Genomic DNA, 25607 nt, shown 5'->3' on the forward strand with positions numbered 1-25607 from the left:
GCTGGTGGGTGCCGCTTAGATAACGCTGACGCCAGCACCAATACCGGAAACAACAAGGCCACCGCGAGGGTGGCCTTGTTGTTTATCAAGCAGCAGCGCGCTGATTAGCTGTAGAAGGCTTCAACGGTGCCCTTGAGCTTGATCAGGATGGGCTGACCACGGCGATCCAGCGCTTTGGGGGAGGGGATCTTCACCCAACCTTCGCTGATGCAGTACTCCTCGACATCGGTGCGCTCTTTGCCGTTCAGGCGAATACCGATCGGGTGCTCGAAGCAGGCGGCCACATAGTGAGGGCTGCGGGGATTGCAGGAGAGGTGATCCGGCAGAGCCGGTTTGGTGCTGGTATCGCTCATCGATATAACCCGAAATGAATAAAAAGTGGGTCATTGTAGAGAATGCCGCCATGGCATTCAAGGCGGCCCAATACCGGCCAAGGCGGGCGGCCATCTATGTTGGCGCTCCGCTTATCCCCGTTGCCAATGCATCACCAACTCGGGGTGGCCGCTATGCTCGCACAACTGCTGCTCACCCTCTTTGAAACCGTTGCGGGAATAGAAGCGCCGCGCCTGCTCATTTTCGGCGTAGACCGTCAACTCGAGCCGGTCATATTGGGCTTTGAGGTATTCGAGCAGTTGGCGACCCAGCCCGTGTGATTGGTGATCTGGGGAGATAAACAGGGCGGCAACAGAGCCCTGATACCAGGAGATAAAGCCCAGTAGCTGTCCATCCTCCTCATAGACCCAGCTCTTGCTGGCGGGCAGATAGATGTCCCGCATCGCTGCCCGTTGCTCATGCCAAAAGGCGGCGGGAATAAAGTCGTGGGCTTTTACCGATGCCTGATACCAGAGCTCGACGGCGACATCCAGATCGGTTGTTAATAATGGACGGATCATAGTGGCCTCGACTGTGAAGAGTGGTCGCACGATATGCCCGCTCCATGTCGTGTTATCGGGCATATCGTTTATCGCAGGCTGACTCCTATTTGCGGGTCAGCTTGTCGAGGTAGCCCATGGCGAAGGCCGAGAGGACAAAGGTGATGTGGATCAGCAGGTACCACTTGATCTTGTCGTTGGGGAGGTTTTCGGCATTCATAAACACTTTGAGCAGGTGAATAGAGGAGATGGCGACAATGGAGGCGGCGACCTTGTTTTTCAGAGAGCCGGCATCGAGCTTGCCGAGCCACACCAGTTTGTCGCCCTCATCCCCGACATCGAGGCGCGAGACGAAGTTCTCATAGCCGGAAAACATCACCATCACGATAAGTCCCCCCACCAGGGTGATATCGATCAGCGACAGTGTGACCAGCACCAGATCCACCTCTTTCATCTCCAGTATGTTGGGCAGGATATGGAGGATCTCCTGAAAGAATTTCACTCCCAGTGCCAGCAGTATGAGGCTGAGCCCAAGATAAATGGGGGCCATGATCCAGCGGGATGCGTACATCAATCTTTCAAACATGTTTTCCATAGTGCGATTACAGGTCCATCAAATGGTTAACAAACGAGTCGGCCATAGCTTAACCGAGATGCCTCACATCTCAAGTATCTCGATAGCATATTGCTGAATTGGGTGGTGTCAGGCAGGAGTTTTTAACCCTGGGTAGGGCTGTGCAGCGGGTGGCAGAGGGCCCGTGGTCGGGCCTATCCGTTGTCAGGGAAGATCCAGGGTAAAGCGGGCGCCGCCGAGGGGGGATTCATCGACCCGGATCTGGCCGCCGTAGCTGTGGACGATTTCGGTCACCACCGCCAGACCTATGCCCTGACCCGGCGAGCTGTCGGCCCGCACGCCGCGCTGGAAGATCTGCTCCGATTTGGCCGGATCGATACCAGGGCCATCATCTTCCACTTCGATGCGCAGCCGCTCGAGATGGCGGCGCACCGTCACCTTCACTTCGCTGATGGCAAACTTGCAGGCGTTGTCGAGCAGGTTGCCCATCAGCTCCATCAGGTCGCCCTGTTCGCCGTGGAAGAGGGCGTCATCATCGAACTTGAAGTGGGTTTGCAGCTTCTTGTGGCGATAGACCTTGGTCAGGCTGGCCAGCAGTTTTTCAATCAGCGGTACCGGCTCGGTACCCTTGCTGGCAAGGCGCTGGCGGCCGGTTACTGCCCGTCTGAGCTGATACTGGATCATCTGATCCATGGTGAGGATCTGCTCATTGATGTTGTCGTGGATCTCCCGCCCCAGCTTCACTTCGCGGGTGGTGATCTGGATCAGCGCCAGCCGGGTTTTCAGGCTGTGGGCAAGATCGTTGAGGGCGTGCTGGTAGCGCTGGGTCTGCTGGCGTTCGTTCTCCAGCAGCTGGTTGATGGAGTCGGTCAGCGGGGCCAGCTCCCGCTCAAAATCGCTCGAGAGGTCATCGCGCTTGCCGGCCCGGATATCGTCGATCTGACGGGCGATGGTGCGCAGGGAGCTGAGGCTCCAGAAGGTGGTGAGCAGCAGCAGCCCGGCCAGCAGCATATAGGCGAGCAGCGCCTGTTTGGCGGTCTGGTAGAGATAGGTGCGGGACTCTTCGTGATAGCGTTTGGCCGAATCGATCATCACCACGTAGTAGGCGGTGGTGCCGCTGCCGGGATTGCGGATAAACCGCAGGCTGTAGACGAAGTAGCTCTCGCCGTTCTTGATGGTGTGCTTCTTGAAGAAGTAGTCGAGATCCATCCCCCCCAGATACTTCATCAGATCGCCGCAGATGGTCTGTTTGGCCTTGATTACCTCCGGCATATGGAGGCTCGACCAGACCAGATCGCCATCGGCGCGGCAGATCAGGGTATCGAGGTTGCGATCCCCCGCACCACGGGATATCCGCCCCAGCTCGACGTTTGACCCCTTGTCATCCGGTTCGGTGGAGGAAAACAACTTGGCCAGGTTCTCCTGCATCCGGGCGCTGGCCTTCTGGGTCTGCTCCTCGACGTGGCCGAGGTAGAGGGCGTAGACGGCAAACCCCATGATCAGCGCGATGACCAGCAGCGAGCTGAGCAGCAGTTTGATGTGCAGTGAGCTGCGGATCATCTTGATGGGGCGCGGTAGATGAAACTGCATCAGTTACAGGAGAGGTTGAAGATGTAACCCTGACGCCGGATGGTGGAGATGGGTTGAATCGTCCCCTCCGGATCCAGCTTCTTGCGCAGGCGGCTCACCATCACCTCAATGGTGTTGGGATCCCCTTCGCCGTCGCCGTAGAGCTGGTCGAGCAGTTGCTGCTTGGAGACCACCTGACGGGCGTTGCGCATCAGGTACTCCAGAATGAGGTATTCAAAGCTGGTGAGCACCGCCACTTCACCGGCGATAGTCAGCTCCTTGCGGGAGAGATCCAGCTCGTAATCACCGGCTTTCACCCTGGGCGAGATAAAACCGGCGCTGCGGCGCACCAGCGCGTTGAGTCGGGCCAGCAGCTCATCTTTCTGGAACGGTTTGACCAGATAGTCATCAGCACCTGCTTCCAGTCCTTCGACCTTGTCCTGCCAGTTGCCACGGGCGGTCAGCACAATGATGGGGAAGGGGATCTGCCGTTCGCGCAGTTGCCGGATCAGTTGCAGGCCGTCCATATCGGGCAGACCGAGGTCGATGATGGCCACATCAATGGGATAGTCGGCGGCGTAGTGCAGTGCAATCCCGGCCTGGTCGGTGCTGTAGACCTGATTGTCGGCTTCGGTCAGCAGAGAGGAGAGGTGGTGATTGAGCAGCTTGTCGTCTTCGACCAACAGAATTTTCATGATGTGAGCGGTCATAGGGATCCAGGCTGTCAATTAGAAAGTGTATGTCGCTTCGAGTCAATTCGAATCCTAATGCATCCCGGCTGTATCGGGACTGAATCAGCGGGACTTCAGAGTTCGCATCAACTGGTCGTTTAACCATGGTCCGGGTTGTCGATGGCATGCTGGTCGGCAGCCATGTTGCGAAAGGTTTGATGTGATGAGAGAGATGGCCGGGAGGCTGCTGGCGCGACTGCAACAGCGTGAGCGCAGCGACCTCCTCTATATTGTCTGGCTCTGCTGGGGGGCAGCCTTGCTGCTCTACGTGCTGGGGTCGCCCTGTTTTCTGTGGCCAGTGGCGCCGATGCCGCTGGTTCTGCTTGTGTGGTTGGTGGAGAGAGTACGGATGTTTGGAAGAAACAAAGGTGGTGCGGCTACTGCGTCGGCCGGCGCCACCGTGATTGCAGCCGGTGCCCGCTTCAAGGGCGAGTTGCAGGTGGAGGGGGATCTGGAGGTGCGCGGTCAGGTCAATGGCACCATCCAGCTCATCGGTGGTGTGCTGCGCATCATGCAGGGTGGTAGCGTTGAGGGGGAGGTAAGTGCGCCCCACGTGATCATCAATGGTCTGCTGGAAGGCACTTGTACCTCCGCCGAGGTGGAGATCTTGGAGAGCGGCAAGATGCAGGGGATCTTCAAGGGGGGCAGTCTCTCCATCTGCAAAGGCGGCAACTTTGTTGGCCAGTCCCAGCCCACCGTGGCCGGCAAGGCCGATCCCGTGTTGCAAGCCTTGTCTGAAAACAGTGCGTCCGGGAGCAAGCAGCCGGAGAACAAGAGCAATGTGAAAAAGCTGCCGCACGAACCGAAAGGCAAGCCGACCGAGGAGCTGGCCAAGCAGGCGTGATGTCGTTTGCCAGCGGTGCAGATGACGGTTGTTCAGGAAATGCAGAGGGGGCCACAATGGCCCCCTCTGCGTTTCTCTGTCACCCGTTAGCTGCGGCGCGGCGGCAGCATATTGGTGAGGGTGTTGTCTTTGAGAATATGGTGGTGATAGAGGGCCGCCAGCGTGTGCAGGCCGATCAGGGCGTAACCGATATTACCCAGCGTCTCGTGCACCTCCTTGATCAGCCCCTTGAGATCCGGACTGGGGGAGAGCAGGGCAGGCAGCTCAAGCCCGAAGAAGGGGATGGGCTTGCCCGCGGCGCTCAGCAGCAGCCAGCCAAACAGCGGGGTGAGAATCAGAAAACCGTAGAGGGCGAGGTGGGCCAGTTTTGCCAGCTTGTGCATGATCGGGGAGAGCTCGGGCACGATACGCGGCGTCGGGCTCATCCAGCGCAGGGCCAGTCTGACAAAGACCAGGGCGAAGATAAGCAGCCCCAGCATAAAGTGCCACTCCTTCATCAGATCCCGGCCAGGGTCCCCTTTGGGGAAAATATCGCGAAATTCGATCAGGGCGTAGACGGCGATCATGGCCCACAGGGTCAGCCAGTGCAGCCCGATATTCAGGGTGCCATAACGTTGTTCACTGTTCATCAGCATAGGTTTGTTCCTTCGAAGTGCTGTCACATCCGTGTGGCATCCCCGCACTCAAGTGTGTCGGGGCGAAGCCAGATCCTTTGGCGGCAACAGGCAGGCTGCCATGCTTCCATCAACCGGCAGCCTGCGGCTGGCCTCAGTCAGAGAGGCGGTGCCCTCTACTGTCTGCATGGTATCACTGGCAACCGGGTGGATAGTCTGATCAATGCCACACAATTTACAGGCTCATTAAGCCCCTTGTGACGTGAAGAAGGCGTGAAATAGCATCAGTGATGTCGGCCCGCCCAGGTTCAGGCGGGCTCGATGGCCAGCACCATGCAATCCGGTTCGTTGATGCGAAAACGGACGTTGCAGTCAAACAGCCGCACCCCGTACTCCTTCTCATCGGGCTTGCCCTTCTTGTAGGCGGGGCGCGGATCTTGCGCCAGCACTTCGCTCACCAGCTGGTGCAGCTCGGGGTGGGCCTTGAGCCAGGGTTGCAACTGCTGCTCGGCCTCGGCACTGAAGCTCACCGCCAGCGGCGGGGTGGGCGCGTCGGGGGCAAAGCCGCCACGGGCATCCGGCAGGCTGTCGGCATAGGGAATATAGGGTTTGATATCGACGATGGGGGTGCCATCGAGCAGATCCACCGCCCCCAGCTCCAGCCACAGCTTGCCCCGTTCGCGACCGACCCCGTGCAGTTCGACCACAGAGAGGCCAAGGGGATTGGGGCGGAAGGTGGAGCGAGTGGCAAAGACGCCGACCCGTTCGTTGCCGCCAAGGCGCGGCGGGCGCACTGTCGGGTGCCAGCCCTGCGCCATGGTCTGGTGAAACACGAAGCTTAGCCACAGATGGGAGAACTGCTCGATGCAGCGCAGTACATCCGGCTGATCGTAAGGGGGAAGCAGCTCGAGGCGGGCGCGGGCCGATTTGACCAGACCGGGCTGGCGGGGGATGGCGAACTTCTCCTTGTAGGGAGAGCGGATGATCCCGAGGGTGTCGATTTCGAACTTCATGGCGGATCCTGACTGAAAACCCCGGCAATTTAGCACAGACAGCCCCAAAACGCAGGCTTGGCCTCGATACGCCCTTTTCTGCGGCGCTGCCGTGATCCCTGTCCCATCCCGGCCAGTCGGGGGCTGTGCCCGCGCGCCAAGTTGCGTAGGGTGAAGGCAACTGGCGTGTCAGGATGAAATGTGCGCACTCGCGCCGAAGGGGGAGGGAGAGGGATGAAACTGCTGATTATCGGTGGCACCGGCTTTTTGGGGCGCCACCTCACCGCGCTCGCGCTGGATTGGGGCCATGAAGTGACCCTGTTCAACCGTGGCCTGCACCAGCATCCGGATTGGCGCGATCTGGTGCAGCTCACCGGCGACAGGGACAAGAGCCTGAGCTCCCTGCAAGGGGCCGGGTTGCAGTGGGACCTCGTCATCGATACCTGCTGCTATCGCCCCGAGCAGGCGGCGAACCTCTCGGCGGCTTTGCGCGGGCGCTGCGCGCGGCTGATTTTTATCTCCACCATCAGCGTCTATCGCGATTTCTCAATGCCCGGGATGAATGAGTCGGCGCCGCTTCATGCTATCCCCGAAGGGGAAATGCCCACTGACTATGGCCCCCTCAAGGTGTTGTGCGAGCAGGAGTATCGCGCCCGCTGGGACGGGCGGCTCTGCATCCTGCGCCCGGGCGTGTTGTGCGGCCCCCATGATCCTACCGGGCGCATGGCCTGGTGGATTAAGCGGGTGCAGCAGGGCGGGCCCTGGTTGCTGCCGGGCAGTGGCGAGGATCGCTTGCAGTATCTCGATGTGCGCGATTGCGCCGAGTTTGTGTTGCGCGCGGCCGAGCAGCAGTTGGGGGGCACATTCAACTTGCTCAAGCCCGGCATTACCCTCTGCGACTGGCTGGAGCGGCTGAGCGCCCGGTTGCAGCCCGCCCGCCCCATCCAGCCCGAGTGGTTGCCCTGGTCGACCCTTATGGCGGCCGGTATCGAGCCCTGGCAGAGCTATCCCACCCTGCTGCCCTGCGCGCAGGCGGTGTTTGCCGGTTATGGTTCGGTCAGCGCCGAGGCGGCCATCGTCCACGGGTTGAACTTCCGGCCGCTGGAGGAGACCGCCGCCGATCTTGCCCACTGGCTGGCCATCGAGCCTGCCGCCGAGGTGGCGGAACATGCCATGACTCAGGCCGAGGAGACTGCGCTACGGCAGCAGTTGCTGGAGCCCAGTCTGCAATAAGAGAGGGGGCATCGAGCCGCTGCTACCAAGCGTGGCGCGGCAGGTGTGAATACAACGAGAGAGGGCAGCCCGCGGGATGCCCTCTCTCTCTATCCAATGTCTGATGGTTGCCGAATACAGGCTGACGCGATTCCCCATCCCATCGCTGTCGCTCGCCGAGTTAGCGGATGGCGGCCCCCGCGGCTACCAGCAGCTCTTTCAAAATTGTGCGATGGCAGCGGGATTCCTGCTCGCAGTAGCAACCCACCGACAGATTGGTGGTGTGGGAGAGGGCGGCCAGCAGCGCCAGATCATGCCTGGCGGCAGGTTGCGCCATCTCGGCCTTGTACTGTTTGCCAAACGCCGCCCATTGGGCGGGTGTCTCGGCTGCCTGCCCCAGCTTCATGGTTTCGCTGCTGGGGGCCAGATTGGGGAACCAGACATCGTACCAATGCTGGCTGGCAAATTCGCTCTTGGGTACGCCGCGGGGCGGGCGGCGCACCGTGCCGATCCGCAGCCCCTCATCGGGCAGGCGCGGGCTGCCAAGGCGAACGATAGCGAGGGCCATGACAGCGGTTACTTCTCTTCGGCCACTTTCAGCGCCTGCCCGTAGCAGATCACCTGTTTCAGGCAGCCCGGGGTGTCGCTGAACTCGGCGCACTTGTCGATGGTGACGCCGTTGCCGCCCATGTCGGCGGCGCGGCGGCGGGCCAGGGTGCGTGCTTCACCGGCGTTGGGCACCGGCTGGTTGGCATCGGCCTGGCAGGATTCACCCTCGATGGTGCCGAGGTAGAGGTAGTTGAGGTCAGCCAGCTCATCCTGTTCATAGATGCGCACGCTACCGGGTTTGAAGTATTCGTCGAAGTTCTCTTTATCCAGATTGCTGTTGAAGGCGTAGTTGGCACAGCCGGAGGCAATCAGGGGCATCATCAGGATCAGGCGTTTCATCGTCTCGTATCTTGTGTCGGTGATGAGGACAGTAGAAATGCGCAGGCGCTCCATGTCGGCATCTTGTTGAATAATGAGGGGGACATTATAGGGGCCAGCCGCCTGCGGCGACCAGCCCCGTTTTGCGCCCTGTTGTCAGGGTGTGACCCCCATCAGCCTGATATCAAACCGGAGCCAGTCGCTGATAGAGGCTGCGGTAGTAATCATCCGCCAGCAGCTTGTCATGAGGGGCGCAGAGGCGGATCTGTCCCTCTTCCATCAGGGCAATCCGGTCCATCTGCTCCATCCCCAGCAGGCGGTGGGAGATGAGCAGCAAGGTGCGATTTGCCCCGAGCTTGAACAACAGATCCATGATCTCCCGTTCGGTCTGACTGTCGAGCCCTTCGGTCGGTTCGTCCAGCAGCCAGAGCGGCGCATCGTGCAGCAGGGCGCGGGCGATACCGATACGGCGACGCTCACCACCGGAGAGGGGGCGGCCGCCGTCACCGAGCCAGGCGTCGAGGCCCGCCTCATCTTCCAGCAGATTGGCCAGTCCGACCTGGGTCAGTACCGCAATCAACTGCTCGTCAGTGGCGGTCGGGGCGGCCAGCTTGAGGTTGCCCCGCAGGGTATCGGCAAACAGGTGCACCCGCTGGCTCACCACCGAGATGGAGGCGCGCAGCGCCCCTTCGCTATAGTCGGTGAGCGGCTTGCCATCGAGAAGGATCTTGCCAGCCTGCGGGCTCCACTCCCGGGTCAGCAGCCCCATCAGGGTCGATTTGCCGCAGCCGGTTTGGCCCAGCAGCGCCAGCTTCTCACCGGCGTGCAGTTGCAGGGTGCAGCCACGCAGCACCGGCTGGGGGTTGCCGGGGTAGCCAAAATAGAGGTCATTGATCTGCAGCGCGCCAGCGGTAGCGTGGGTCTGCTCGTCGCCCCACACGGGGGCTTTTGCCTCTTGCAGGATCTCGTTCAGGCGGCGTGCCGAGGTGAGGCTGGTGGAGAGGTGCTGGAAAGCCCCCGCCAGTGGCATCAGTGCCTCGAAGCTTGCCAGGGTGGCAAAGACCATCAGTGCGGTGATGGGGTCGGGCGCAGCGCCCGCCACCCCATGACCGGCCAGCCAGAGCATCAGAGTCAGGGTCCAGCCGCTCAGCAGTTGCACCGAGAAGTTGGCCAGCCCGCTCACCTTGGCCATCCGGGCCTGCGCGGCGAGCAGCGCCTGCTCGGCTTGTTGCAGCTCAACCAGCGCCTTGGGGGCGGCGGCAAACATCTGCAGTTCGGCCTGACCATCCAGATAGTCCACCATCCGGGTACGCAGGGTCGATTTTTCGGCAATCAGCGCCTGACCGGGGCGACGGCCGAGGAAGTAGAACACCAGCGGCAGGGCAATCATGCCAAATAGCAGAATGGCACCCAGGGTGAGGGCGAGACGGCTGTCGAAAAACGACAGGAAGAAGACCAGTCCGGCGGTACTGAGCAGGGCCGCGCCTATGGGGGTGATCAGCCGCAGATAGACGTGGTCCATCGCATCTATGTCTGCCACCAGTCGGTTGAGCAGATCCGCCTGACGAAAACCGGCCAGGGTACCGGTGGAGAGCGGCGAGAGTTTCTGCCAGAACCAGACCCGCAGTCGGGTCAGCACCCGGAAGGTGGCATCGTGGCTCACGACCCGCTCACCCCAGCGACCGGCGGTACGGACGATGGAGAAGAAGCGCACCCCGCCTGCAGGGGTCATGTAGTTAAAGGCATGGGTCGTCGCAACTGTCATCCCCGCCACGGCGGCGGCGGAGAGGAACCAGCCGGAGAGGGAGAGCAGTCCCATGCCGGCGGCCAGGGTCACCAGCGCCAGCAGCAAACCAATGGTGAGGCTGAGCCAGTGTTGGCGATAGAGGCGCAGAAACGGCAACAGATCACTCATCGAGAGAACCTCCGGAACGTTGGGAGAGCAGGCGGGCAAAAGGCCCCTGCCCAGAACTAAGTTGCTGGAAGCTGCCTTGCTCCACCAGCTGGCCGCGGGCCAGCACCATTATCTTGTCCATCTTGGTAAGCTGGTCGAGGCGGTGGGTGATCATCAGCAGGGTCTGGCCAGCCATCGCCTGCTCAAGGGTGGTCATGATGGCGCGTTCGGAGTGGCGATCCAGACTGGCGGTCGGTTCATCGAGCACCATCAGCTGGGTCGATTTGAGCAGGGTTCGCGCCAGGGCGAGGCGCTGGGCCTGACCGACCGAGAGGCCGCCTGCCTGATCGCCGACCGGATAGTCGAGCCCCTTTTCCATGGCAAATTCCCACGCCTGTGCCCGTTTCAGGGCATCCTCCAGCTCTGCATCGCTGGCCGTTGGCTTGGCCAGCAGCAGGTTGTCGCGCAAGGAGGCGTGGAACAGCTGCGGGTTTTGCGAGAGCCAGCCCAGTTGCAGGCGCCACTGGCTCATGTCGAGGGTGGCAAGCTCCTGCCCGTTGACCTTGAGCTCACCGTGATAGGGGGCAAAGCCAAGCAGGGCGTTGACCAGCGAGCTTTTGCCTGCGCCGCTGACGCCGATGAGGGCGGTGCGCGAACCGGCTTCCAGGGTGAAGTCGATGGGGCCGACCAGCACCTTGCCTTCGGCGCTCAGCACTTCAAGCCCTTTGGCTTCGACCTTGACCGGGCTGTCGGCATGGAACGGCGCTGTGCCTGCGGCCGGCTCGCTCACCTCGGCTTCTAGGAATTCCCGCAACTGCTCGGCAGCGCCGATAGCCTGCGCTTTGGCGTGGTAGTGGGCACCCAGTTCCCGCAGCGGGGCGTAGAACTCGGGGGCGAGAAACAGCACGAACAGACCGGTAAAGAGGGTGACCTTGACCCCATAGCTACCAAAGTTCAGATGGTCGATATAAGAGAAGCCGAAGTAGACGGCGACCAGCGCTACCGAGATGGCGGCGAAGAACTCCAGCACGGCGGTGCTCAAAAACGCCAGGCGCAGCACCTCCATGGTGCGTTCGCGAAAATCTTCCGAGGCATCGCGAATGGCTTCACCTTCAGCCTGGGTACGCATAAAGAGTTGCAGGGTACGCAGCCCCTTCAGGCGATCGAGGAAGTGGCCGGAGAGACGGGCCAGCGCCTGAAAGTTGCGGCGGTTGGCATCGGCGGCGCCCACACCCACCAGGATCATAAAGATGGGGATGAGGGGCGCAGTGCCGAGCAGGATCAGACCCGCCGCCCAGTTGACCGGGAACACGGCCACCAGAATCACCACCGGAATAAAGACGGCGATGGCCATCTGCGGCAGATAGCGGGAGAAGAAATCCTGCATGTTTTCAATCTGTTCCAGCAACAGGCTGGCCCAGCTACCGGCCGGACGGCGCTGGATATAAGCAGGGCCGAGACGGCTCAAGCGAGTGAGCACCAGTTGGCGGATGGTCTGGCGTACCGCGCTGCCCGCCCTGAAACTGGCCACTTCGCGGCCGTAGGCCAGCGCTGCCTTGCCAAGCGTCACCAGCAGCAGGGTAATAAAGAGCGTGATGGATTGCTCAGGCGTTGAGCCTTCGATGATAAAGCCGTGCAATAGGGTCGCCAACAGCCAGGCTTGCGCCACCATCAGAATGCCTTGGCCAAGGCCAAAAGCGATGGATATCGTGATCCAGCGGCGACCGTGACTCGATTGCTTGCGCAACCAGCCATAGAGACGTTTTTGCGTTTTTTTATCCATTACCACCATCCTCGCGTCGAGTGGCGCAAGACTATCCTTGCCGTTTGGCCTTGGCAACCTTGTAAATTATCTGTGTTGAAAATGTTTGATTGAAAAAGCAACCGTCTGTTCAATCCTTGTCCGAACAGATTGATTTATTGAAAAAAGTGGCAAAGGCGCCATTGCGCTCGGCGGCAAAATGCATATAGTAGGAGCCCTGACGCGGGTGTAGTTCAATGGTAGAACGGTAGCTTCCCAAGCTGCATACGTGGGTTCGATTCCCATCACCCGCTCCAAATTTCAGATGCCAGGCGGGCATCGTATAATGGCTATTACCTCAGCCTTCCAAGCTGATGATGCGGGTTCGATTCCCGCTGCCCGCTCCAGCTTCAAAACAAAAAGCCCACTCCTGCGAGTGGGCTTTTTGTTTTTCATCTGTCTTGTGCGCCGTTCGACGTCACGCTCACGGTTTCTCAGCTTTTAAGGCAAACCGCAGAGACAGAAAAGGCGCCCAAGGCGCCTTTTCAGATCAACAGCGTCGCAGGAGCTTATTCCTGCTCCAGCTCACCACAGAAACGGTAGCCTTCGCCGTGGATGGTGGCGATGATCTCCGGAGTATCGTTAACGCTTTCGAAGTGCTTGCGAATGCGACGGATGGTCACGTCAACGGTACGGTCGTGTGGCTTGAGCTCACGGCCGGTCATCTTCTTCAGCAGCTCGGCACGGGTCTGGATCTGGCCCGGGTTTTCGCAGAAGTGCAGCATGGCGCGGAACTCGGAGCGCGGCAGCTTGAACATGTCGCCAGTCGGGCTGACCAGTGCGCGGCTGTTGATATCCAGCGCCCAGCCGTTGAAGAGGTAGCGCTCAACCAGCTTCTTCTCTTCGCCACCGGCAGCCACGTTCATGGTGCGGCTCAGCAGGTTGCGGGCACGGATAGTCAGCTCGCGCGGGTTGAACGGCTTGGTGATGTAATCATCGGCGCCGATCTCCAGACCCAGGATCTTGTCCACTTCGTTGTCACGACCGGTCAGGAACATCAGGGCGATGTTGTCGTTCTCACGCAGCTCACGGGCCAGCAGCAGGCCGTTCTTGCCCGGCAGGTTGATGTCCATGATCACCAGATTGATGGTGTGGGAAGTGAGGGCCTGGTGCATTTCGTCGCCGTTGTTGGCTTCGAGCACGATGTAGCCTTCGGCTTCAAAAATGCTTTTCAGGGTATTGCGTGTGACCAGCTCGTCTTCGACGATCAGAATGTGTGGTGTTTGCATGAGTATTCCCAGATTCTTATCAGTTAATTATCTTAAATTTAACACTCTTTGGCGTTTCAAACCGATTTCCTGACTGATCCTGAAAATTTATTACGTCATCCTGGGTATGAGAGTCAGGTCGGAATATCGCTAATTAGGCATCAGTACCGGCAAGTATCCCTGTGCCACTTATAGGTTCCCGACAAGTCTGGTCGAGCAGAGCCTGGAAAGGTCGTCCATTACGAAAGTGGCCGCATTTTATCAGTTAACAGGAGCATAACAACACTCTTTGCCGTCAGATAGCAACTTTTTAACTCTGATTTGATATAGGTCAAACCCTGGTACAGCAGCATCATACTTGGCCTGAACCGGGTTTTCGCCCCTACAAAATGTAATGGAATGTAACATGTGATTGACATGAATTTGTGGGAAAACTACAAGAAAATCTGCTTTATCGCGCCATTTGAGCCACCAGATTGGTCTGCTTTTGCCATCATCACAGCCTGGAATCCGGCCAGCCAGTGGGCCACACAACGACGCAATATGCGGCGGGAACGGGCGCTGTGGTGCCATCTGACCGTGGATTTGCAGGTGCCCGTGGTGGGGCCGTTTTGGGGATCTGACCCGGACGAAGGCTGGCAGGAGTCATCGCTGGCGGTGGCGCTATCCCTGCCACAAGCCCGTCAGCTGGCTGCCCGTTTTGGCCAGAACGCCATCTACTGGGTGGAGGATGGCCAGCTCTGGCTGGTGCCAGTATTGATGGATAAATCAGCAGTTTGTCTGGGCAATATTGAATCCTTCTGGATTGCCAGAAACCTTGCCTGATGAAAGAATGAACACCTTCATGTATCTGAAAGGAATCAAATCATGCTGGATCTCCTGCCCGACCTCTGCGATCAACATGGCGATTTGCTGCAAGTGGCCGACCCGGTGTTTCAGGATTTTGGCGGCAAGGCCATCTTCTATGGTCGCGCCGTAACGCTCTCCTGTTATGAAGACAACAGTCTGGTGCGGGATCTGGTGACCCGCCCCGGTCACGGCAAGGTGATGGTGATCGACGGCGGCGGCTCGCTACGCCGTGCGCTGCTTGGCGATCAACTGGCGGTCAAGGCGGTGGAGCAGGGGTGGGAGGGGATCCTGATCCACGGCGCGGCGCGGGATGTGGGCACTCTGGCGACACTGGCGCTCGGGGTCAAGGCGCTGGCGGCCTGTCCGGTCAAGACCGAGAAGCGGGGATTGGGTGAGCTGGGGGCTGTGGTCAGCTTTGCCGGGGTGACCATCCACGAAGGAGATTACGTCTATGCGGATCGCAACGGCGTGGTGGTGAGCGCCACGCCGCTGTTGTGATCATCAGAAATTGAAGCCGACCCCCAGACTCAGTGCCTGATCGGCAGTGATGGCGCTGACGCCGTAGTTGGCGGTGAGGGAGAGTCTGGGGGTCAGCAGCAGGCTGGAGTTGAGCTCCAGCAGGGTGCTGGCCTTGTTGAGATCGAGATGCTTGATCTGGCTGCCGATATTGAATGCCGGAGAGAGTTGGTAGCGTATCCCCGAACTCATATTGAAACCGGATGTGCGATTCTGATCCGCCACTGCCGGGCCCGCTTCCATAAAGAGGGTCACATCATCCACCACCGGATACTGATAGCCGCTATTGACCAGCCAGAGATCAAAACTGTCGCTGTGATGGCTATGGCCATTGAGCAGCACACCCGAGTAACTTTTGACATAGAGAGACGGGTTGGATTGCGGCTGAACCACTGCCCAGTCGGCGGCCTGTGCGGCCATGCTGGCGCAGGTTGCAAGCAGTGTGATGATGAGCGATTTGACCATTCGTTTCCCCTCCCTGGGTCCGGAACTGAGCCTAAGCATGGCACATGCCAGCTGGTAGTAAAGTGAAGGGAGATCACAATAAAATCCTTTGGCATGGGCGCCAGCCATGATAAACAGGCTGCCGTATTGATGGCTCTAATCATTAAGAGGTGAATCCATGAACAAGAAACTGACTCTGCTGGCCGCGCTGGCACTGGGAGGCTGCGCAATGGCAACGGGTTCCAGCATGGCTCAACTGCAAGCATCCAGCTGGCAGCTGCAAGGCGCCACCGGCGATACCTTCACCCTGCAAGTGGTCGACGGCAAGGTGGCGGGCAAGGGCGGCTGCAACCGCTATTTTGGCGGTATCACCAAGCAGGGTGACGGTGTCTTGACGCTGGGCGCCATGGGCTCTACTCGCATGATGTGCATCGGCGACGCCATGAACAAAGAGACCGAGTTCCTGCAAAAGCTGGAGAAGGTGGCCACCTACTCCATCAACGGCAACCAGCTGACTCTGAGCGATGCCAACAAGGCGGCCCTGCTCACCTTTAACGCTGTGCCTGCTGCCAAATAAGGCACGCGTTCGTCTGATTGCCCCGACAGTGCTGACTGTGCTGCCGGTCAAACGCTCTGATACGCCCTCCCTCTGGAGGGCGTCTGTTTATCTGCGATGAGCCCTGTGTGGTCGTCCTCAACGGTTGTTCACTCGTAGCCCCCTTTCTGCCCGGTTTGATGCCAGCACTTCGGATCTTCGTTTCAGTACGTATCTTGATCATTTCAATAATTCTTGTATAGTTGAAATGAAAGGTCGCACCAAGGGGAGTGAAGATGAACAAAGAGATGGCCACCAAGGTCTTTGAATCGCTGGCATCCGGCATCCGGCTCGATGTGTGGCGGCTGCTGGTGAAGGCGGGGCTGGAGGGGCGAGTCGCCGGTGAACTGGCCAGCGAGCTCGATATTGCCCCCAATACCCTCTCGTTTCACCTCAAGGCGATGCTCAACACCGGTCTGCTGTCGGTGGAGCAGGAGGGGCGTTTTCTGCGCTACCGCGCCAATATTCCCCTGATGCTGGATGTGATCGCCTACCTCACCGAGGAGTGCTGCGCCGGTCATCCCGAGGCGTGCGGCGTGATGCGTGCCGAGTCAGCCTGCTCCCCCCATGTTCTGCCTGTGCAGCCCTGCTGCAACAAGGAGTAATGCCATGTCCTCCATTCAGATTTTTGATCCCGCCCTCTGCTGCTCCAGCGGTGTCTGCGGTACCGAGGTTGATCAGGCACTGGTCACCTTCGCAGCAGACCTCGCCTGGGCCAAGGAGCAGGGCGTTGCCATCGAGCGTTTCAATCTGGCCCAGCAGCCGATGCAGTTTGCCGAGACGCCTGCCGTCAGCGCTTTTCTGACCCACGCCGGGGAGGAGGGGTTGCCGCTGGTGCTGGTGGAGGGACAGGTGGTGTTGACCGGCCGTTATCCGAGCCGCAGCGAGCTGGCTCGTTATGCCGGGCTGCCAGCGCCGCAAGCGGCCATCAAGGGGGTCGTCAAGGGTGGCTGCTGCTCTGGCAGCGGTTGCTGCTGAGTCGCGATGCACCATTCGGGAGAGGCTATGTACCATTTTCAGACCAATCCACCGCCGTTTCTCTTTTTCACCGGCAAGGGCGGGGTGGGCAAGACCTCGCTGGCCTGCGCCAGTGCGGTGGCGCTGTGTGATATTGGCAAGCGGGTGCTGCTGGTGAGCACAGATCCTGCCTCCAACGTGGGGCAGGTGTTTGCCACCGAGATCGGCAATCGCGTCACCACCATCGCCGCTGTGCCCGGTTTGTCGGCGCTGGAGATAGATCCCCCCGCGGCGGCCAAAGCTTATCGGGAGCGGATTGTCGGGCCGGTGCGCGGCAAGTTGCCCGAGAGCGTGGTGCGCAGCATCGAGGAGCAGCTCTCCGGCGCCTGTACCACCGAGATCGCCGCCTTTGACGAATTCACCGCCCTGCTGACCGACCACACGCTGCTGGCCGAGTATGACCATATCGTCTTTGATACGGCCCCAACCGGCCACACCATCCGGCTGCTGCAACTGCCGGGCGCCTGGAGCGAATTTCTGGAACAGGGCAAGGGGGATGCCTCCTGCCTCGGCCCGCTGGCGGGGCTGGAGAAACAGCGCAGCCAGTATGCCGAGGCGGTCGCTGCCCTGGCTGATGCTGCCCGCACCCGGCTGGTGCTGGTGGCGCGGGCCCAGCAATCCACTCTGCGGGAAGTGGCCCGCACCCACGAGGAGCTGGCCGCCATCGGCTTGCTGAATCAGCAACTGGTGATCAATGGCCTCTTCCCCGAGGGGGCTATTGCCGGAGATCCGCTGGCAATGGCGCTCTGGCAGCGCGAGCAACAGGCTCTCGCCCAGATGCCGCAAGGGATAAAGGGGCTGGCGCAGGATCATATCCCGCTGCTGGCCACCAATCTGGTGGGGCTCGATAGTTTGCGGCTGTTGCTGCAATCAGAGGGAACAGCCGCTCAATTATCGACCGCACACTCCACTGTCAAGCAAGCCCAGCCCGAGTTGAGTTCGTTGGTAGACGAGCTGGCCGCCGACGGTCACGGCCTTATCATGCTGATGGGAAAGGGCGGGGTGGGCAAGACCACCTTGGCGGCCGCTGTGGCGGTGGAGCTGGCGAGTCGCGGCCTGCCGGTGCACCTCACCACCTCGGATCCCGCCGCGCATCTGAGCGAGACGCTGGCAGGTAGCCTGCATCATCTGGAGGTGAGCCGCATCGACCCCCACGCCGAGACCGAGCGTTACCGCGCCCAGGTGCTGGCCACCAAGGGGGCGGCCCTGGACGAGCAGGGGCGGGCACTGCTGGAGGAGGACTTGCGCTCCCCCTGTACCGAGGAGATTGCCGTGTTTCAGGCCTTCTCGCGCATCATTCGCGAGGCGGGCAAGCGCTTCGTGGTGATGGATACTGCCCCCACCGGCCACACCCTGCTGCTGCTCGACGCCACCGGCGCCTACCACAGGGAGATCGCTCGCCAGATGGGAAACAAGGGGCTGCACTTCACTACCCCCATGATGCAGTTGCAGGATCCCAAACAGACCAAGGTGTTGATTGTGACCCTACCCGAGCCGACGCCAGTGCAGGAGGCGGCCAATCTGCAATCCGATCTGCGCCGGGCCGGCATCGAGCCCTGGGGCTGGCTCATCAACCACAGCTTGCAGCAAGCCGCGGTCAGCTCGCCGCTGCTGCAACTGCGGGCCGAGCGCCAGTTGTCCCATATCGAGGCGGTCGAGCAGCAACACGCCAGCCGTTTCGCCGTGGTGCCGCTGCTCGCCGAGGAGCCGGTGGGGCCCGATGCCCTGCGCCGTCTCTGCCAGCACCATTGAGTCGCCGCCCCGGCCTGCTGCCGGGGCGGCTTGAATATGCCGTTACTTGTTATAAACCCGTGTTTTGAACCAATAGAAGATGCGAAATTGCGCCGCATCGGGAGCTGTGATGTCTGCAACATGTGATGCCAAGGCCGTGCCTGCCATCGGCTTTTTTGAACGTTATCTGACCGCCTGGGTCGCCCTCTGCATTCTGGTGGGGATTGGCCTCGGGCAGGGTTTGCCGGATCTCTTCAAGGCGATCGGTGCCATGGAGGTGGCCAAGGTCAACCTGCCGGTGGGGCTGCTAATCTGGGTGATGATCATCCCCATGCTGCTCAAGATCGATTTTGGCGCCCTGCATCAGGTGAAGGGCCACATGAAGGGGATTGGGGTCACCCTCTTTATCAACTGGCTGGTCAAGCCCTTCTCCATGGCCTTCCTCGGTTGGCTCTTTATCCGCGTGCTGTTTGCCGACTGGCTGCCGGCTGATCAACTCGACAGTTACGTAGCGGGCCTGATCCTGCTGGCGGCGGCCCCCTGCACCGCCATGGTGTTTGTCTGGAGTCGCCTCACCAACGGCGATCCCTACTTCACCCTGTCGCAGGTGGCGGTGAACGACCTCATCATGGTGTTTGCCTTCGCGCCGCTTGTGGCGCTGCTGCTCGGGGTCTCCAGCATCATAGTGCCGTGGGATACCCTGCTCACCTCTGTGGTGCTCTATATCGTCATCCCGGTCATCATCGCCCAACTGCTGCGCAAGGCTTTGCTGAAAAAGGGAGAGGCCCATTTTGACGGCGTCATGACTCGCATCCAGCCCTGGTCGGTGGCGGCCCTGCTGCTCACTCTGGTGCTGCTGTTTGCATTTCAGGGCAACGCCATCATCGAGCAGCCGCTGGTTATCGCTTTGTTGGCGGTGCCCATCCTGATCCAGGTGCTGTTCAACTCGGGATTGGCTTACTGGCTCAACCGCAAGGTGGGGGAGAAGCACTCGGTCGCCTGTCCTTCCGCCCTGATCGGCGCCTCCAACTTCTTCGAGTTGGCGGTGGCCGCCGCCATCAGCCTGTTTGGCTTTCACTCCGGCGCGGCGCTCGCCACCGTGGTCGGGGTGCTGATCGAGGTGCCGGTCATGCTGCTGGTGGTGCGGGTGGTTAACGCCAGCAAACCCTGGTACGAAGCGGGGCTGAGTCGCTAACTGATGGCCGCGAACTGATGCTATCCATTTTCTATTCACTTGATTAATGAGAGACACGTAAATGAGTGCAATCACCATCTATCACAACCCGGAATGTGGTACCTCCCGCAACACCCTGGAGCTGATCCGCAACAGCGGCGTCGAGCCCACTGTCATCCACTATCTGGAGACGCCCCCCTCCCGTGACCAGCTGGTGGCGCTGATCGCCGCCATGGGCATGCCGGTGCGCGATCTGCTGCGCAAGAACGTGCCCCCCTACGAGGCGCTCGGGCTGGCGGAAGATCGTTTCAGCGATGATGAACTGATCGATGCCATGCTGGCTCACCCCATCCTCATCAACCGCCCCATCGTGGTCACGCCGCTTGGCACCAAGCTGTGCCGCCCGTCGGAAGTGGTGCTCGATATATTGCCCGATCAGCAAAAAGGGGCCTTCGCCAAGGAGGATGGCGAGCAGGTGGTGGATGCGAGCGGCAAGCGCCTCAAGTAATCATCTGAGTACTCAAGTACGGATTGAAACAGGGCCAGCTTCACGCTGGCCCTGTTTCGTTGTGTGAACAAGTTGAAAAAGTTATTCCGGCCAATCGTTTTACCGCTTTTTCTGTGACGGGGATCACTGTACCATCGCCGCCCGACCTGCCACCCGGCCGCATCTCCCCCTGCGACGGCGCTGGCGTCACCCGATACATGCTGTCACCCGGAACGTGAATGACCCCAGGATGGGACCCGCCACTAACCTGTAGGTTTGTGGTCTGCGTGTCGCGTGGGTCGGCACCTCTCCCGCCGGATCGCTCGCGACGCCTGTCTGCAGACTTGCCATATGAAACTCCTCTCTTCATAGGTGCAAGATGACACTGTTATTGAGTCTGGTCGGTATGCTGGCCCTGATGTTTATCGCCTGGCTGGCGAGTGAAAACCGCCGAGCCATCCGCTGGCGAACCGTGCTGGGTGCGCTCGCCCTGCAAACCGGTTTTGCTGCCCTGGTGCTCTATTTCCCCCCCGGACAAATCATGCTCGGTGCCATGAGCAATGGCGTCTCAGCCCTGCTCGGCTTTGCCGACAGCGGCATCCGTTTCGTGTTTGGCGATCTCGCCAGCAACGGCTTTATCTTCGCCGTGCGGGTGCTGCCGCTGGTGATCTTTATCAGCGCGCTGATCGCCGTGCTCTACCACTTCGGCATCATGCAGTGGGTGATCCGGGTACTGGGCGGCGCCGTGCACCGCCTGCTCGGCACCAGCCGCGCCGAGTCACTGGTGGCCACCGGCAATATCTTCCTCTCGCAAGGGGAGTCGCCGCTGCTTATTCGTCCCTTCCTCGCCGGTATGACCCGCTCCGAACTCTTTGCGGTGATGACCTGTGGCATGGCTTCGGTGGCGGGCTCGGTGCTGGGCGGTTACGCCGGTCTGGGGGTGGATCTTAAATACCTCATCGCAGCCTCCTTTATGGCGGCGCCGGGTGGCCTGCTGATGGCCAAACTGCTGGTGCCGGAACAGCAGCAGGTGAGCAATCAGACCGAGATCACCCTCGACAAGAGCGACTACAGCAACGCCATCGATGCGCTGGCGGGCGGCGCCATGGGGGGCATGAAGATCGCCGTGGCCATCGGCACCATACTGCTGGCCTTTGTCAGCGTTATCACCATGATCAACGCCGGTCTCACCACCGTCGGCGAGTGGTTCGGCTGGGCCGATCTCTCCCTGCAGCAGCTGCTGGGCTATCTGTTTGCTCCGGTGGCCTGGCTGATTGGCGTGCCCACCAGCGAGATGATGGCGGCAGGCTCCCTGATTGGTCAGAAGGTGATCATGAACGAGTTCGTTGCCTATCTGGACTTTGCCAATATCAAGGCAGATCTGAGCGCCCACACCCAGATCATCATCACTTTCGCCCTCTGTGGTTTCGCCAATCTGGGCTCCATTGCGGTGCAGCTCGGCTCCATCGGCACCATGGCACCGGAGCGCCGCCACGATGTGGCCAATATGGGCTTCAAGGCGGTACTGGCGGCGACCCTCGCCAACCTGATGAGCGCCACTCTGGCCGGGATCTTTGTCTCCCTCTGATGAGATAAAGCGAGGCTGCGCCAGTAAAAAAGCGCCCCCCCCTTCTGGGGGGGGCGCTTTGCTTTATGGGCTGGGTGCTAGCGAGCGTTTGCTTCCCCCAGCCTTGGGTTGAGGGAGAGGATCCGGGTCTTGCTGACCCGGTGGCGATAGATCTCCCGCAGATAGAGCAGCGCCTTTTTCACCGATTCGCGGCTGAGGCGAATATCGTTGATGGAGACGAACTTCTCTTTCTCGCGGATAAGCTCCCGATATTTCTTCTCATACATGGGCTTGATGGCGTACCAGTTGGTATCGAGGATCTTGGCCGGGTTCTCGAACTCGTTGAGCATGCTGTCGAGCAGTGTGTCGTTCCACTCCTCATTGCAGATCATCTCGATCACCGCCTTGTCCAGATGCTCATCGAAGCGATAGTGATCCTTGGCAAAGCAACGCTTGATAAAGGCCACGATCAGGGTCAGGAAGTCATCGCTCAGGCAGGGGCTCTTGACGATCAGGGTGGTGAGGGAGATGTTGGCCGACGCCCCGATGACCAACGCATAGCGCTTGAGGGTGGTATTGGGGAAGAGCCCGTTGAGGTGAGACTTGAGCCGGTTGAGATCCATATAGGAGAGCTTGTACTCCTTGGGCAGGGAGATGATCGACACCACAGAGGAGCAGTTCTTGAAGAAGTGCAGCTCGTTGAGGTGGGCCGGGTCATGGCCGCTTTTCACATAGTCGTCCAGATACTCCCGATAATTGCCCGCCTCGATGGGCAGCAGACTGATCCCCTCGATGGCCTGGGTCATCTTGTTGAAGTGGGGCAGCTCGATGGAACGGGTGAAGAGATCGTCCACATTGAGCCCGTCCTCCTTGTCAAACAGGCCGCCGGGAGGCGAGATGGACTCGGCATACGCCACCGCCACCGGCCCCGCCAGACTCATAAAGAGGTCGTTGGCATCGAGTCGAATGGTCTCGCTGATATCGATGCCCGCCCGGCGAAAGTAGTTCTCGTCGTAGTCGGTGGTGACGGCCTGGGCGGTGAGGATGTTGAAGATCTGCTGTGAGATGTACTGGTTGGCGTACTTCTCCATGGTGTTGACGTCAACATGCTGGATCTCGCCATCGTCGCTCTCTTCGGCGTAGCGCATGATGTCGTTGGAGATCAGCATCATGGCATTCCAGGGCCTGATCCGCTTGAGCATGCTGGCATCGCACGCCTGCTCGTTGTCGAAGTGATAGGAGAAGTCCCACTCCTCGGCCAGATACTTGCACAGCAGGCGCCCCGCGTTGATGTGCAGCGCTTCCGAGATCTCGATACCCCGATCACAGATATTGGGCAGGATGCAGATGCCGCTGGTGAAGATGGGATCGAACATGAAGTGCTCCCCGAGGGAGAGGTGCTCCTCCTCTTCTGACGGGGGTGAAAAGGTCTTGCTCATGTAGGAGTACTGCTGGGCCAGCCCGAACTCGGAGGCCATGCCGGAGCCGGTGCCGCCCCCGGCACTGAAGATGTAGAAATAGAGGCGGGACTGGTTGGCCTTGATGCCGCAGGAGTCCACCAGATAGGTATGAATAGCCTGCCACTCGGAGTTGGCGAAGTAGTGGGGGCTCTTGTTGAGGATGATTTTGGCCAGATACTGGCCAAGGATGGGGGCGTTACCCGCGCCTCCCGCGTGGATCTCCGACAAGTCCATCACTCGCATCTTGGCGTAGTCACGCAAGGAGCCACCTTCGCCGCTGCGATTGGAGTGGCGGATGCGGCCATCGATGTCCTTGTCCAGATCCCCCAGCATCACCATGGGCTCGATCAGAAAGACCGGTCGGGCCCCGTTGTTTGGCAGCCGCAGATTGCGCCGGATCCAGCTTACCGGACCAAACTCCTTCTCCCGCTTGCGTTGCTCTTCACTGTTGAACTCATTGAGATAAAAGCTGCGGGCGTTGTAGACCAGCGAGGCGACATCCTGCGCGATGTTGGAGCCGCAGCGTCCCAGCCCCACCAGACAGACGGACGGAAAGTTGTGGGGCACGGCGGTGCCCGTTTCGCTCTCTCCGATGGCAGCGGGAAACACCGCATGACGCAGCTGTTCCAGATTGGCAAGAATGCGGGCCAGATCCCCTTCGGTGTAGTAGAGGTAACGGTTGCCTGCGTCCTGCTCATCATCCGTGCTGATAGGTAGCAGATCGATATGCTCGGTCATGAAAAAAGATCCCTCTTGGCGGCGAATGTATATAAATCAGCAGCTTTTGGACTGCCCGCTAACTCTAGATGATAAAAAGCGGGGGCGCGGTGAGAGGAGGGCGAGAGTTGTGACTGTGTGATCATGGGCACAGCAACACGCTGGAAATCAGCCGGTACCCCGCACTGGACGGATGGGGCAACGGCGCCTCATTCCCCTGAAAAGAGGGGCGACCAGACTCAACAACGTGTTGACCCCGTGCCGGATTATCCCGCTCTGAGCGGCCTGTTTCCCTTGCGCTGGCGTGGTGGAACAAACACGAAAAAGAATTTTTAGATTGGTTTTAGTACTTCCAATCGATTATTTGATTGGGCAGTAACGGCATTAGCGGTGTCAGATTAGGGGAGCAGGTTGGCCAACGCGCCGTCAGCCAGTCTTTACGCGGTCACACAAGGAGACACTCTGATGGAAACACTTGACCAGAAAATCGACACCATGCGAGAAGCATTTATGCAGCAGGAGCGCAAACAGGCCCACGACAAGTGGCAAGCCAGGGTCGAAGAGCTGCTACAGATACGGGGTGAGGAGAGACAACCGGAGGAGCAGGAAGAGTAGTGCTCGCTCCCGGGCGAAAGTTGAGGTAGCGAACCCTTCGTATCGGCTACCCGTTATCTACCACCGATAAAAAAACCACCGACCTTTTGCAGGTCGGTGGTTTTTTTATGGATAGTAGCTGATTGGCTGCCCTCACTTCTGGGCCGAGCAATGGGGTCACATCCAGGGGCGTAGGGACGCGACTACTTCGAATGGGTGGCGGGCTCTTCGGAGAGCAACTCGTTAACGAGTCCTGCAGCCAGATGAATATTCGACTCCATCTTGTCGCCGTCCACCGCGTTCTCTTTCCACGATTCGGGGGCTTCGGGATGTGGCCCGGAAACGGCCACCTTGCCTTTGCCATATGAGCTGATCAGCGCGGCAATATGATGGTTTTGAAAATGGGCGATAACCTTGATCTGCTCTGGGCTTGGCACCGGCGTAAATTGCGGGCCGGCCTGGTAATACATCTGGCGCTCTTCGCCAAGCCAGGTGATCGGGAAGATCCTGGCGCTAAAGTCGCCGTCATAATCATCGGATGTCGCAGGAACAAGGCCCAGCGCCGGCACAAAGCCTTCATCCTCAGACCAGCCGATAGATGCCACAAAGGCACCCCCACAGATCCCGAGGTAGCGGCCGCCGTTCTGCAAATAGGTTTTTAACGCCGAACGCGCTTGCGGGGTAAACCCATTGAGCAGCGGCTCAACATCGTCCTCTGTGCCGCCAACGATAAACACCCTGGCATGATCGAGCTCTGCAGGCAGCGCCTCGATATTGGAGAGATACCTGACCGGCAAGCCCACCTGCCTGACCACATCCGCAATCGCTCTGGTGCTATCCCCATCAGAAACCGGCCCGTTATAGATCAGCGCGTACGGCTCTTGCTGCGGCTGCGCAGAGGCTGCCTCTGCCATGCATCCTGTCATTAACCAAAGGCTGATAACGCTCGCAATCCGCAGGAGGCTTTTTGATAAATTCATCGCTGCCACTGCCCGTGTGATGTGAACCGAAGAGACTACTTAGCACGATCCCGTTCTGCATGTCAGCCGCTGTTAAATGAACATTTCAAGTTAACGTGCCAACGCTGATTGGGCCTGTGTTCGACACACAACGAACGAGCCAATACAGAGGGACAAACCACAGGATTTCGGCCCCTGCTTCGGAGCGCGTGCAACAGCTTTCCTGTGTGACGCCTCTTATGGCTGATGGATAAGGATT

The 25607-nt window shown here is 59.8% G+C and carries 27 protein-coding genes and 2 tRNA genes; 14 read left to right on the plus strand and 15 right to left on the minus strand.

Annotated features, from left to right (window positions below; all coding sequences use genetic code 11):
* Positions 1-104 precede the first annotated feature (104 nt).
* The 5 genes from ACW5XC_RS02710 to ACW5XC_RS02730 form a co-directional block, all read right to left on the minus strand.
* Positions 105-353, minus strand: a complete 249-nt coding sequence (locus tag ACW5XC_RS02710) for a DUF3297 family protein (RefSeq protein ID WP_005338226.1) — start codon at positions 351-353, stop codon at positions 105-107.
* Positions 354-464: 111 nt separating this feature from the next.
* Positions 465-893 (minus strand): N-acetyltransferase, encoded by a 429-nt coding sequence (locus ACW5XC_RS02715; protein ID WP_042052680.1) that lies wholly within the window; start codon positions 891-893, stop codon positions 465-467.
* An 85-nt stretch (positions 894-978) separates the two neighbouring features.
* Positions 979-1458 (minus strand): TIGR00645 family protein, encoded by a 480-nt coding sequence (locus tag ACW5XC_RS02720; RefSeq protein WP_230848197.1) that lies wholly within the window; start codon positions 1456-1458, stop codon positions 979-981.
* A gap of 192 nt (positions 1459-1650) precedes the next feature.
* Positions 1651-3036, minus strand: coding sequence for an ATP-binding protein (locus ACW5XC_RS02725; RefSeq protein WP_005338217.1), 1386 nt, complete (start codon positions 3034-3036; stop codon positions 1651-1653).
* The gene (locus ACW5XC_RS02730; RefSeq protein WP_041201856.1) at positions 3036-3710 is read right to left on the minus strand and encodes a response regulator transcription factor; all 675 of its coding nucleotides are present in this window, start codon (positions 3708-3710) and stop codon (positions 3036-3038) included. The genes ACW5XC_RS02725 and ACW5XC_RS02730 overlap by 1 nt, the downstream gene beginning before the upstream one ends.
* A gap of 199 nt (positions 3711-3909) precedes the next feature.
* Here ACW5XC_RS02730 and ACW5XC_RS02735 point away from each other — a divergent pair, with 199 nt between their 5' ends.
* On the plus strand, positions 3910-4590 hold the full coding sequence (locus tag ACW5XC_RS02735) for a bactofilin family protein (RefSeq protein WP_042052682.1): 681 nt from the start codon (positions 3910-3912) through the stop codon (positions 4588-4590).
* Between the two features lie 86 nt (positions 4591-4676).
* Here ACW5XC_RS02735 and ACW5XC_RS02740 read toward each other — a convergent pair whose 3' ends face one another.
* Positions 4677-5225 (minus strand): cytochrome b, encoded by a 549-nt coding sequence (locus ACW5XC_RS02740; protein ID WP_042052684.1) that lies wholly within the window; start codon positions 5223-5225, stop codon positions 4677-4679.
* A 287-nt stretch (positions 5226-5512) separates the two neighbouring features.
* A complete protein-coding gene (gene tsaA / locus ACW5XC_RS02745) occupies positions 5513-6217 on the minus strand; it encodes a tRNA (N6-threonylcarbamoyladenosine(37)-N6)-methyltransferase TrmO (protein ID WP_074042627.1) in 705 nt (234 codons plus the stop codon).
* Positions 6218-6430: 213 nt separating this feature from the next.
* Here tsaA and ACW5XC_RS02750 point away from each other — a divergent pair, with 213 nt between their 5' ends.
* Positions 6431-7429 (plus strand): NAD-dependent epimerase/dehydratase family protein, encoded by a 999-nt coding sequence (locus tag ACW5XC_RS02750; protein ID WP_042054952.1) that lies wholly within the window; start codon positions 6431-6433, stop codon positions 7427-7429.
* A gap of 160 nt (positions 7430-7589) precedes the next feature.
* On the opposite strand, the gene ACW5XC_RS02755 is transcribed toward ACW5XC_RS02750, so the two are convergent.
* The 4 genes from ACW5XC_RS02755 to cydD form a co-directional block, all read right to left on the minus strand.
* Positions 7590-7976, minus strand: coding sequence for a DUF488 domain-containing protein (locus tag ACW5XC_RS02755; protein ID WP_005338205.1), 387 nt, complete (start codon positions 7974-7976; stop codon positions 7590-7592).
* Between the two features lie 8 nt (positions 7977-7984).
* The gene (gene rcsF / locus ACW5XC_RS02760) at positions 7985-8356 is read right to left on the minus strand and encodes an Rcs stress response system protein RcsF (RefSeq protein ID WP_013723982.1); all 372 of its coding nucleotides are present in this window, start codon (positions 8354-8356) and stop codon (positions 7985-7987) included.
* 163 nt (positions 8357-8519) lie between these two features.
* On the minus strand, positions 8520-10250 hold the full coding sequence (gene cydC, locus ACW5XC_RS02765) for a heme ABC transporter ATP-binding protein/permease CydC (RefSeq protein WP_042054954.1): 1731 nt from the start codon (positions 10248-10250) through the stop codon (positions 8520-8522).
* Entirely contained in the window at positions 10243-12012 is a 1770-nt protein-coding gene (gene cydD, locus ACW5XC_RS02770) for a heme ABC transporter permease/ATP-binding protein CydD (RefSeq protein WP_042054956.1), read from the minus strand. Before cydD ends, cydC begins: the two co-directional genes overlap by 8 nt.
* A gap of 201 nt (positions 12013-12213) precedes the next feature.
* Here cydD and ACW5XC_RS02775 point away from each other — a divergent pair.
* Both ACW5XC_RS02775 and ACW5XC_RS02780 read left to right on the plus strand, forming a co-directional pair.
* Positions 12214-12287: transfer RNA gene (locus ACW5XC_RS02775), tRNA-Gly, on the plus strand.
* Positions 12288-12302: 15 nt separating this feature from the next.
* A tRNA-Gly gene (locus ACW5XC_RS02780) sits at positions 12303-12377 on the plus strand.
* A 162-nt stretch (positions 12378-12539) separates the two neighbouring features.
* On the opposite strand, the gene arcA is transcribed toward ACW5XC_RS02780, so the two are convergent.
* Positions 12540-13259, minus strand: coding sequence for a two-component system response regulator ArcA (gene arcA / locus ACW5XC_RS02785; RefSeq protein WP_005338193.1), 720 nt, complete (start codon positions 13257-13259; stop codon positions 12540-12542).
* Positions 13260-13655: 396 nt separating this feature from the next.
* Here arcA and ACW5XC_RS02790 point away from each other — a divergent pair, with 396 nt between their 5' ends.
* Positions 13656-14063, plus strand: a complete 408-nt coding sequence (locus ACW5XC_RS02790) for a DUF3293 domain-containing protein (protein WP_080771407.1) — start codon at positions 13656-13658, stop codon at positions 14061-14063.
* A gap of 42 nt (positions 14064-14105) precedes the next feature.
* The gene (locus tag ACW5XC_RS02795) at positions 14106-14585 is read left to right on the plus strand and encodes a putative 4-hydroxy-4-methyl-2-oxoglutarate aldolase (protein ID WP_042054958.1); all 480 of its coding nucleotides are present in this window, start codon (positions 14106-14108) and stop codon (positions 14583-14585) included.
* Between the two features lie 3 nt (positions 14586-14588).
* Here the strand turns inward: ACW5XC_RS02795 and ACW5XC_RS02800 are convergent, their stop codons facing one another.
* Positions 14589-15068, minus strand: a complete 480-nt coding sequence (locus tag ACW5XC_RS02800; protein WP_042054960.1) for a hypothetical protein — start codon at positions 15066-15068, stop codon at positions 14589-14591.
* A gap of 157 nt (positions 15069-15225) precedes the next feature.
* On the opposite strand from ACW5XC_RS02800, the gene ACW5XC_RS02805 reads away from it, so the two are divergent.
* From ACW5XC_RS02805 to ACW5XC_RS02835, 7 genes are all read left to right on the plus strand, one after another.
* A complete protein-coding gene (locus ACW5XC_RS02805; RefSeq protein ID WP_005359119.1) occupies positions 15226-15624 on the plus strand; it encodes an META domain-containing protein in 399 nt (132 codons plus the stop codon).
* Positions 15625-15878: 254 nt separating this feature from the next.
* A complete protein-coding gene (locus ACW5XC_RS02810; protein ID WP_042054961.1) occupies positions 15879-16247 on the plus strand; it encodes an ArsR/SmtB family transcription factor in 369 nt (122 codons plus the stop codon).
* 4 nt (positions 16248-16251) lie between these two features.
* A complete protein-coding gene (gene arsD, locus ACW5XC_RS02815; RefSeq protein WP_042054962.1) occupies positions 16252-16620 on the plus strand; it encodes an arsenite efflux transporter metallochaperone ArsD in 369 nt (122 codons plus the stop codon).
* A 27-nt stretch (positions 16621-16647) separates the two neighbouring features.
* Positions 16648-18411 carry an arsenical pump-driving ATPase gene (arsA, locus tag ACW5XC_RS02820; RefSeq protein WP_042054965.1) on the plus strand — a complete coding sequence of 588 codons (1764 nt, stop codon included), beginning with the start codon at positions 16648-16650 and terminating at the stop codon, positions 18409-18411.
* A 109-nt stretch (positions 18412-18520) separates the two neighbouring features.
* Positions 18521-19585 carry an ACR3 family arsenite efflux transporter gene (gene arsB / locus ACW5XC_RS02825; protein WP_005338173.1) on the plus strand — a complete coding sequence of 355 codons (1065 nt, stop codon included), beginning with the start codon at positions 18521-18523 and terminating at the stop codon, positions 19583-19585.
* Positions 19586-19646: 61 nt separating this feature from the next.
* Positions 19647-20072, plus strand: coding sequence for a glutaredoxin-dependent arsenate reductase (gene arsC / locus ACW5XC_RS02830; RefSeq protein WP_042054966.1), 426 nt, complete (start codon positions 19647-19649; stop codon positions 20070-20072).
* Between the two features lie 358 nt (positions 20073-20430).
* Positions 20431-21639: a NupC/NupG family nucleoside CNT transporter gene (locus tag ACW5XC_RS02835; protein WP_042054967.1), complete on the plus strand. Its 1209-nt coding sequence runs from the start codon at positions 20431-20433 to the stop codon at positions 21637-21639.
* 77 nt (positions 21640-21716) lie between these two features.
* On the opposite strand, the gene ACW5XC_RS02840 is transcribed toward ACW5XC_RS02835, so the two are convergent.
* Positions 21717-23816 (minus strand): hypothetical protein, encoded by a 2100-nt coding sequence (locus ACW5XC_RS02840; protein ID WP_042054968.1) that lies wholly within the window; start codon positions 23814-23816, stop codon positions 21717-21719.
* A gap of 444 nt (positions 23817-24260) precedes the next feature.
* Between ACW5XC_RS02840 and ACW5XC_RS02845 the strand changes: the two genes are divergently transcribed.
* A complete protein-coding gene (locus tag ACW5XC_RS02845) occupies positions 24261-24410 on the plus strand; it encodes a hypothetical protein (protein ID WP_005338159.1) in 150 nt (49 codons plus the stop codon).
* Between the two features lie 182 nt (positions 24411-24592).
* On the opposite strand, the gene ACW5XC_RS02850 is transcribed toward ACW5XC_RS02845, so the two are convergent.
* Positions 24593-25369 carry a BPL-N domain-containing protein gene (locus ACW5XC_RS02850; protein ID WP_042054969.1) on the minus strand — a complete coding sequence of 259 codons (777 nt, stop codon included), beginning with the start codon at positions 25367-25369 and terminating at the stop codon, positions 24593-24595.
* Positions 25370-25607: the final 238 nt, after the last annotated feature.

Source organism: Aeromonas sp. 25-AL00135, assembly GCF_054052385.1.

Bases quoted from the DNA above. Each gene is read 5' to 3' on its own strand.
- ACW5XC_RS02710 (WP_005338226.1), bottom strand. From the start codon at position 353: ATGAGCGATACCAGCACCAAACCGGCTCTGCCGGATCACCTCTCCTGC.
- ACW5XC_RS02715 (WP_042052680.1), bottom strand. From the start codon at position 893: ATGATCCGTCCATTATTAACAACCGATCTGGATGTCGCCGTCGAGCTC.
- ACW5XC_RS02720 (WP_230848197.1), bottom strand. From the start codon at position 1,458: ATGTTTGAAAGATTGATGTACGCATCCCGCTGGATCATGGCCCCCATT.
- ACW5XC_RS02725 (WP_005338217.1), bottom strand. From the start codon at position 3,036: ATGCAGTTTCATCTACCGCGCCCCATCAAGATGATCCGCAGCTCACTG.
- ACW5XC_RS02730 (WP_041201856.1), bottom strand. From the start codon at position 3,710: ATGAAAATTCTGTTGGTCGAAGACGACAAGCTGCTCAATCACCACCTC.
- ACW5XC_RS02735 (WP_042052682.1), top strand. From the start codon at position 3,910: ATGAGAGAGATGGCCGGGAGGCTGCTGGCGCGACTGCAACAGCGTGAG.
- ACW5XC_RS02740 (WP_042052684.1), bottom strand. From the start codon at position 5,225: ATGCTGATGAACAGTGAACAACGTTATGGCACCCTGAATATCGGGCTG.
- tsaA (WP_074042627.1), bottom strand. From the start codon at position 6,217: ATGAAGTTCGAAATCGACACCCTCGGGATCATCCGCTCTCCCTACAAG.
- ACW5XC_RS02750 (WP_042054952.1), top strand. From the start codon at position 6,431: ATGAAACTGCTGATTATCGGTGGCACCGGCTTTTTGGGGCGCCACCTC.
- ACW5XC_RS02755 (WP_005338205.1), bottom strand. From the start codon at position 7,976: ATGGCCCTCGCTATCGTTCGCCTTGGCAGCCCGCGCCTGCCCGATGAG.
- rcsF (WP_013723982.1), bottom strand. From the start codon at position 8,356: ATGAAACGCCTGATCCTGATGATGCCCCTGATTGCCTCCGGCTGTGCC.
- cydC (WP_042054954.1), bottom strand. From the start codon at position 10,250: ATGAGTGATCTGTTGCCGTTTCTGCGCCTCTATCGCCAACACTGGCTC.
- cydD (WP_042054956.1), bottom strand. From the start codon at position 12,012: ATGGATAAAAAAACGCAAAAACGTCTCTATGGCTGGTTGCGCAAGCAA.
- arcA (WP_005338193.1), bottom strand. From the start codon at position 13,259: ATGCAAACACCACACATTCTGATCGTCGAAGACGAGCTGGTCACACGC.
- ACW5XC_RS02790 (WP_080771407.1), top strand. From the start codon at position 13,656: ATGAATTTGTGGGAAAACTACAAGAAAATCTGCTTTATCGCGCCATTT.
- ACW5XC_RS02795 (WP_042054958.1), top strand. From the start codon at position 14,106: ATGCTGGATCTCCTGCCCGACCTCTGCGATCAACATGGCGATTTGCTG.
- ACW5XC_RS02800 (WP_042054960.1), bottom strand. From the start codon at position 15,068: ATGGTCAAATCGCTCATCATCACACTGCTTGCAACCTGCGCCAGCATG.
- ACW5XC_RS02805 (WP_005359119.1), top strand. From the start codon at position 15,226: ATGAACAAGAAACTGACTCTGCTGGCCGCGCTGGCACTGGGAGGCTGC.
- ACW5XC_RS02810 (WP_042054961.1), top strand. From the start codon at position 15,879: ATGAACAAAGAGATGGCCACCAAGGTCTTTGAATCGCTGGCATCCGGC.
- arsD (WP_042054962.1), top strand. From the start codon at position 16,252: ATGTCCTCCATTCAGATTTTTGATCCCGCCCTCTGCTGCTCCAGCGGT.
- arsA (WP_042054965.1), top strand. From the start codon at position 16,648: ATGTACCATTTTCAGACCAATCCACCGCCGTTTCTCTTTTTCACCGGC.
- arsB (WP_005338173.1), top strand. From the start codon at position 18,521: ATGTCTGCAACATGTGATGCCAAGGCCGTGCCTGCCATCGGCTTTTTT.
- arsC (WP_042054966.1), top strand. From the start codon at position 19,647: ATGAGTGCAATCACCATCTATCACAACCCGGAATGTGGTACCTCCCGC.
- ACW5XC_RS02835 (WP_042054967.1), top strand. From the start codon at position 20,431: ATGACACTGTTATTGAGTCTGGTCGGTATGCTGGCCCTGATGTTTATC.
- ACW5XC_RS02840 (WP_042054968.1), bottom strand. From the start codon at position 23,816: ATGACCGAGCATATCGATCTGCTACCTATCAGCACGGATGATGAGCAG.
- ACW5XC_RS02845 (WP_005338159.1), top strand. From the start codon at position 24,261: ATGGAAACACTTGACCAGAAAATCGACACCATGCGAGAAGCATTTATG.
- ACW5XC_RS02850 (WP_042054969.1), bottom strand. From the start codon at position 25,369: ATGAATTTATCAAAAAGCCTCCTGCGGATTGCGAGCGTTATCAGCCTT.